A 6,708-nucleotide genomic window follows, 5' to 3' on the forward strand; every position below is an offset into this window, starting at 1 on the left:
ACATCTCCCCCGCAAGGGGGGAGATCAGGGAGCCGCCTGCCTCACCCCAGCGCCTGCTCCAGATCGGCGATCAGGTCGCCGGCGTCCTCGATGCCGACGGAGACGCGGATCAGGCTGGGCGGGATGCCGGTGTGGGGCTCGATGGTGTGGCGGTGCTCGACCAGGCTCTCGACGCCGCCCAATGATGTCGCGCGGTGGAACAGCTTCAGCCTGCCCACCACGGCGAGCGCTTCGGCCGCGCCGCCCTCGACCAGGAACGAGAACAGGCAGCCGTAGCCTCCCTGCATCTGGCGGGCGGCGATGGCGTGGCCGGGATGGCTCTCGAGGCCGGGATAGTAGACGTCCGTCACCTTCGGGTGGGCGCTCAGCCAGGTGGCGATCTTCAGCGCCGAGGCGCTCATCCGCTCGACCCGGAGCGGCAGAGTGCGCATGCCGCGCAGCAGGAGCCAGGCCTCGAAGGGGCCGATCACGGCGCCGGCGTCGTGGCGGTCGGCCTTGATGTCGGTCCAGATCTTCGCCGCCGGCTTGGACGTGGCGAGCACGCCCGCCAGCACGTCGGAATGGCCGTTGATGCCCTTGGTGGCCGAATGCATGACGATGTCGCAGCCGAGCTCCAGCGGCCGCTGCAGCACCGGCGTGGCGGCGGTGGAATCGACCGCTAGCAGCCCGCCGGCCTGATGCGCGCAGGACGCCGCATGGGCGATGTCGACGGTCTTGAGCCAGGGGTTCGACGGGGTCTCGATGAACACCAGGTCCGGCTTGAGTTCGGCGCAGGCCGCCTCGAGCGCTTGCGCATCGCTGGCGTCGACCTCATGCAGCGCAATGCCGCGGCGGGCGGAGAAATCGCGCAGCCATTTGGTGGTGCCCCAGTAGATGCCCGATTGCGCCAGGATGACGGCGCCGGCGGGCAGCGTGCGCATCAGCGCCGCGATCGCCGCCATGCCGGAGGGGAACAGCAGCCCCTCCTCGGCGCCCTCGAGCCGGGCCAGCACGTTTTCGGTGATGCGGACGATGTCGGAATTGTCGCGCGCATAGATGTTGTCCGGATTGACCAGCGCGTAGTCCTCGTCGCGGACGAAGGTGGTCGAGGGCTGCACCGGCGGCACCACGCCGCCCGAGGGCATGTCGATGGCGCCGCCGGCCTGGGCGGCGATGGTGGAGGCTTTGAGGTCGTTGGGAAGCGTCATGCGAGACAGATCTTTCCCTGGCCGCGGCCAGATTGTTCGGACGCCCGCCGCGTCCCGCCCTGGATCCTGTCTCTATTTAGTCCTGCGGACAATATCAACGGCCTGATTGGACGGGTGCGGCTCGCAAGCCTGCCGGATGAGCCCGACGGCGCGGAGGTTCAGAGAAAGGCGGTGTCGCGGCCGAGCAGCGCGGCAATGCCCTCGGGCGCAACCGGCTTGCTGAAATAGTAGCCCTGGACCTCGTGGCAGTTGTTGTCGCGCAGGAAGGCAAGCTGCTCTTCGGTCTCCACCCCCTCGGCGATCACCCTGATGTTGAGCTTCTGGCCGAGCAGGATGACCGCCCGGGCGATGTTCTGGTCGTCGGTGTCGGTGGTCAGGTTGGAGATGAAGGAGCGGTCGATCTTGATGCGCACGACAGGCAGGCTTTTCAGGGCGCTCAGGCTCGAATAGCCGGTGCCGAAATCGTCGATGGAGAAATTCACGCCCAGCGCCTGCAGCTCCTTCATCACCGCAATCGCCTGGTTGACGTCATGCATCAGCATGGTCTCGGTGAGCTCGAGCTCGAGATGGCGCGCGGCAAGCCCGGTCTCGCGCAGGATCTCGGTGACCTGGCCAACCCAGTCGCCCTCGCTCATCTGCCGCGCCGAGACATTGACGCAGACCGTGATCGGCGGCAGGCCGGCATCCTGCCAGGCCCTATTCTGGCGGCAGGCCTCGCGCAGCACCCATTCGCCGAGCGCGACGATCACGCCGTTCTCCTCGGCCAGCGGGATGAACCTCGCCGGCGAGATCTGGCCCAGCGTCGGGTGGTTCCAGCGCACCAGCGCCTCGACGGCGAAAATCCGCCCGGTCTCCAGGTCGACCTGCGGCTGGTAGAGCAGCGCGAACTCGTTGCTGGAGATCGCTCCCAGGAGATGATCCTGCAGCAGCCGGCGTTCGCGCGCCGCCTCGTCGATGCCCTTGCTGTAGAACCGGAAATTGTCGCGGCCGCTGGCCTTGGCCTCGTACATGGCGATGTCGGCGTTGAGCAGCAGCGCGTCGGCGTCGGCGCCGTCCTCGGGATAGCCCGCCACGCCGATGCTGCCGGTGACGCGAAACGACTGGCCCTTGATCATCACCGGCTCGGCGATCGCCATGCGGATCTTCTCGAGCACGCGCGTCGACGCGGTGGCGGGGCGGTCCTGGTCGGCCAGCAGGATGACGAATTCGTCGCCCCCGAGTCGGGCCACCGTATCGCAGGCGCGCACCGCGGCAACCATGCGTTCGGCCAGCACCTTGAGCAGCGTGTCGCCGGCGGTGTGGCCCAGGCTGTCGTTGACGGTCTTGAAATTGTCGAGATCGATGAAGATCGCGGTCAGCCGCTGGCCGGTCCGGCCGGCCTGCAGGATGCCCTGGGCCAGGCGGTCCATGAACAGGGTCCGGTTCGGCAGGCCGGTCAGCGCGTCGTGCAGCGCCATGAACTGCATCTGCGCCTCGGCCTGCTTGCGGTCGGTGATGTCGCGGCAGACGCCGACGAGGCCGATGACGCGGCCGTGGCCGTCGCGCAGCGGCACTTTCGAGGTTGCGAACCATTTCTCCTTGCCCTCGAAATCGACCACCATTTCTTCGATGTCGATGAGCGGCTTGCCGGAGCGGATGACGGCCTGTTCGTCGGCGAAGAATTTCCCGGCCAGCGCATGCTGGTGGAGATCGAAATCGGTGAGACCGATGAGGTCGTCCGGCTCGCGGCCGAGATCGGCGGCCACGGCGCGGTTGGCGATGACGAAGCGGCTCTCGGGATCCTTGACGAAGAGGTAGTCGGGAACCTGGTCGATCATCGCGCGGAACAGCAGCCGCTCTTCGTCCGGGCTCTGCTGCAGGCCCCGGAAAGGCACGTCGGGCGGCTGTTCCGGGACGGCTGCCCCCGCCGCGTCCATCTGCACGCGGGCGTTCGCTTCCAGCAGCCGGTCCATCGGCGTCTGCCGGCTCATGCGGGTGGCAGGCGAGGATTTTCTGGCGGGCCCTTCGACGGGCGGATCAATGGCCTTCTTCATGATCACGTCCCTTGCGGCGCTCAGTCCGATGCGCCCTGCGCACCACGCCGAAACGCCAGATCTAGCAGTTTTGAATTACGATACGATTAATGGCGAAGGCCAGGGACACGCCCTGCAGGCGGGTCCCCATGGGCCCCCGGCGCGGCGCGGGGGATGCCGGAGACCGGTCGTCGCCGTTCGAACGAGCGGCGCCGCCGCCGATCCGGCGGCTGGATGCGCCAGGCCGGATACGGTATGCAGGGGAGCTTCGAAGCCATCGGGTCGAACGCGCCAGGGGGACGCCATGATCGAGGTTTTCAGAAATCCGGCCTATCTGCGCCTGTTTTCCGCACAGGTGATCGCGCTGGTCGGCACCGGGCTTCTCACGGTCGGCCTCGGCCTGCTGGCCTACGACCTCTCCGGCGACCGGGCCGGCGCCGTGCTGGGAACCGTGTTCGCCATCAAGATGATCGCCTATGTCGGCCTGGCGCCGGTCGCCAATGCGCTCGCCGCGCGCTGGCCGCGCAAAGGCTTGCTGATCGGCGCCGACATCGTCCGCGCGGTTGCGGCGCTGCTGCTGCCGTTCATCGACGCGGTCTGGCAAATCTATGCGCTGGTCTTCGTGCTCCAGGCGGCGTCCGCGGCGTTCACGCCCGCGTTCCAGGCCACCATTCCCGAGATCCTGCCCGACGAGCGCGACTACACGAAAGCCCTGTCGCTGTCGCGGCTGGCCTATGACCTGGAGAACCTGCTGAGCCCGGCGCTGGCGGGGCTGCTGCTCGTCCTTGTCAGCTTTCACTGGCTGTTCGCCGGCACGGTCGTGGGCTTCATCGGTTCGGCATGGCTGGTCTTCACGGCCGTCATTCCGGCCACGCCGGCAGGCGCCCGGCAGAGGTCCTTTCTCGACCGCCTGACCCGCGGCATCCGCATCTATGTGGCGACGCCCCGGTTGCGCGGGCTGCTGGCGCTCAATCTTTCGGCCGCCGCCGCAGGCGCCTTCGTGCTGGTCAACACGGTGGTCATCGTCCGCTCCGGCTATGGCGGGGGCGGCGCCGCGGTGGCGATGATGATGGCGGCGTTCGGGGGCGGATCCATGCTCGCGGCCCTGGCCCTGCCACGGCTGCTCGAAACCTGGCCCGATCGCGCCTTGATGCTGGCGGCAGGCATCCTGCTGGCCGGCCTGACCTGTGGCCACGGGCTCTACCAGATGCTGTACGGCCTGCCGTCGTGGACCGTGCTGTTCCTGCTCTGGGTGCTGAGCGGCATGTTCTATGCGGCGATCCTGACGCCGTCCGGCCGGTTGCTGCGCATTTCGGCCCATGCGGAGGACCGTCCGGCGCTGTTTGCGGCCCAGTTCACCCTGTCGCACCTGTGCTGGCTGGTGACCTATCCGATCGCCGGATGGGCGGGCGCGGGTCTGGGACTGGGGGAAGCGATGGCGATCCTCGGAGCCATCGGCCTGGCCGGCGCGCTGGCGGCCGTGCTGGTCTGGCCCGCCGGCGATGCCCTGGTGGTCGAGCACCGGCATGCCGACCTGCCGGCGGACCATCCGCATCTGCGGGAACATCCCGCTGCCGATGCGCGGCATCGGCATGTCTTTGTCATCGACGACGAGCACAGGGCCTGGCCGACCCACGGATAGGCGGGGCCGCCGGCAGTGTCCGGCGCGTCACCATGGCGCAGGGATTTCGCGCGCCGTTTGACCGCAATCAAGTCCTCCCTCCGACCGGGCTGCTAGGGATGGGTCTCCGATCACCCGACCCATCGATCACGCACAGGGAGACGCCCATGGCCGCAACCGACTGGACCAGCTTCACCGATCAGACCAACGCGCGCATGGCGGAATTGCGCAAGGCCTTGCCCGAACAGTCCAAGGCGTTCGGCCAGTTGGCACAGGCGGCGATCGCGCCGGGCGTGCTCGATTCCAAGACCAAGGAGCTGATCGCGCTCGCCATCGGCATTGCGGCGCGCTGCGACGGCTGCCTGGCCTTCCACGCCAAGGCCGCGCGCAAGCACGGCGCCACCCGCGAGGAGATCGTCGAGACCATCGGGGTGGCGGTCTATATGGGCGGCGGGCCGTCGATGATCTATGGCGCCGAGGCGCTGGACGCGTTCGACGCCACCGCCTGAGACAGGGCGCGCAGGCCGCGGTTTCACGGCATTGTGCGGAGGCGTGAGTTGCGAAATGCGCGATCTGGCCTAGGCTCGCCCCAAAGAGGAGACCGCCATGCTCAGACTGCTGCTTTCATCCGCCCTGATGACAATCGTCCTCGCCGTCCCCCCGGCCGGGGCGCAGGAGAGCGGCACGGCGGTGTTCGCCGGCGGCTGCTTCTGGTGCGTCGAGAAGGATTTCGATCACGTCAAGGGTGTGACCGCAACCGTCTCGGGCTATATCGGCGGCAAGGCCGACAATCCGACCTACGAATCCCACACCGCCAATGGCGATCGCGAGGCGGTGCAGATCACCTATGATCCGGCGGTGGTGAGCTATGCCGAGTTGCTTGCGACCTTCTTCCGGACCGTCGATCCCACCGATGGTGGCGGCCAGTTCTGCGACCGCGGCCACAGCTACACCACCGCCGTCTACGCGCTAAATGACAAGCAGAAGGCCGAGGCCGAGGCGGCGAAAGCTGAAGCCGGGAAGGCGCTGGGCAAGCCCGTGGTCACCGAAATCGAGCCGGCCGCGACCTTCTGGCCCGCGGAAGACTACCATCAGGATTTCTACCGGAAGAGCCCGGTGCGCTACACCTATTACCGCCGCGCCTGCGGCCGCGACGCCGCGGTCACCTCGCTGTGGGGCGGGGAAGCCTTCAAGGGCGTGGACAAGTAGGCGGCCAGGCCGCCCCCCGCCATTAACATCGCCATCTCCGGGACCCCCGTGCGCGACGTGAAAAATCGCCCAGGCGGCCGGGAACGGTTGAGCCGGCAAACCGTTGGGGGGCAGGAATTCCGCGCATCGGCCGCCGGAATCGGGCGGCCGGGGTGAAAGAAGTGGTGCAGAGCCGCCATCAGCGCCGGAATTTTGCCTGATTGCCGGGGGAGGAGGGGGTGGACTGCCTTGCAATTACCATTCCGTAACCATTTTATGGGTTTTAATGAACGAACAGCGAAGCGCAGGTTTCGCCAAACCGGAGCTTACTTATGAAGATGCAAACCTTGCTGGTCGCAGTCGCGGTTGCCGCGGTGCTTGGCGGATGCCAGCGGACATCGTTCGGCGGACTGAACACCCAGCAGCAGCCGGCGCCGCTGATGCCGGCGCCGGTCGGCGGCGTGCAGTCGGGCCAGCTCCCGCCCCCCGGCACGGGCACGGACATGAATTCCCCCACTTCCTTCCCCGCGGCGCCGACTGCGCCGACCCCCACGGTCGCGCCGGAAGTGGCCGCGGCCAATGCGCCCGAGCTCACCCGCGAGGCGCTGATCGGCCGCTGGTCGGCCGGCACCGGAGGATCGACCTGCGATGTGTTCCTGTCGCTGACCAAATGGACCGGCGGCTATCGCGCCGCCTCGCG

At 67.9% G+C, this 6,708-nt stretch carries 5 protein-coding genes and 1 pseudogene; 4 read left to right on the forward strand and 2 right to left on the reverse strand.

The window, feature by feature from the left end; genetic code table 11:
* Window positions 1-41: 41 nt before the first annotated feature.
* Together LL06_RS23270 and LL06_RS23275 are read right to left on the reverse strand one after the other, a co-directional pair.
* On the reverse strand, window positions 42-1,187 hold the full coding sequence (locus LL06_RS23270; protein ID WP_035532657.1) for an aminotransferase class I/II-fold pyridoxal phosphate-dependent enzyme: 1,146 nt from the start codon (window positions 1,185-1,187) through the stop codon (window positions 42-44).
* A 158-nt stretch (window positions 1,188-1,345) separates the two neighbouring features.
* Window positions 1,346-3,220 (reverse strand): GGDEF and EAL domain-containing protein, encoded by a 1,875-nt coding sequence (locus LL06_RS23275; protein WP_081964155.1) that lies wholly within the window; start codon window positions 3,218-3,220, stop codon window positions 1,346-1,348.
* Between the two features lie 283 nt (window positions 3,221-3,503).
* Here LL06_RS23275 and LL06_RS23280 point away from each other — a divergent pair, with 283 nt between their 5' ends.
* The 4 genes and pseudogenes from LL06_RS23280 to LL06_RS23295 all read left to right on the forward strand — a co-directional run.
* Window positions 3,504-4,841 (forward strand): MFS transporter, encoded by a 1,338-nt coding sequence (locus LL06_RS23280; protein WP_035532660.1) that lies wholly within the window; start codon window positions 3,504-3,506, stop codon window positions 4,839-4,841.
* A 146-nt stretch (window positions 4,842-4,987) separates the two neighbouring features.
* Window positions 4,988-5,329, forward strand: a complete 342-nt coding sequence (locus tag LL06_RS23285) for a carboxymuconolactone decarboxylase family protein (protein WP_035532663.1) — start codon at window positions 4,988-4,990, stop codon at window positions 5,327-5,329.
* A gap of 97 nt (window positions 5,330-5,426) precedes the next feature.
* A complete protein-coding gene (gene msrA, locus LL06_RS23290; protein ID WP_035532666.1) occupies window positions 5,427-6,029 on the forward strand; it encodes a peptide-methionine (S)-S-oxide reductase MsrA in 603 nt (200 codons plus the stop codon).
* Between the two features lie 311 nt (window positions 6,030-6,340).
* A pseudogene (locus LL06_RS23295) lies at window positions 6,341-6,708 on the forward strand (hypothetical protein); the annotation flags it as partial.

It is taken from the genome of Hoeflea sp. BAL378, from assembly GCF_000759435.1.
Classification (GTDB): domain Bacteria; phylum Pseudomonadota; class Alphaproteobacteria; order Rhizobiales; family Rhizobiaceae; genus Hoeflea.

Excerpts from the sequence above, each read along its gene's own strand:
- LL06_RS23285 (WP_035532663.1), top strand. The coding sequence starts at position 4,988 with ATGGCCGCAACCGACTGGACCAGCTTCACCGATCAGACCAACGCGCGC.
- LL06_RS23270 (WP_035532657.1), bottom strand. The coding sequence starts at position 1,187 with ATGACGCTTCCCAACGACCTCAAAGCCTCCACCATCGCCGCCCAGGCC.
- LL06_RS23275 (WP_081964155.1), bottom strand. The coding sequence starts at position 3,220 with ATGAAGAAGGCCATTGATCCGCCCGTCGAAGGGCCCGCCAGAAAATCC.
- msrA (WP_035532666.1), top strand. The coding sequence starts at position 5,427 with ATGCTCAGACTGCTGCTTTCATCCGCCCTGATGACAATCGTCCTCGCC.
- LL06_RS23280 (WP_035532660.1), top strand. The coding sequence starts at position 3,504 with ATGATCGAGGTTTTCAGAAATCCGGCCTATCTGCGCCTGTTTTCCGCA.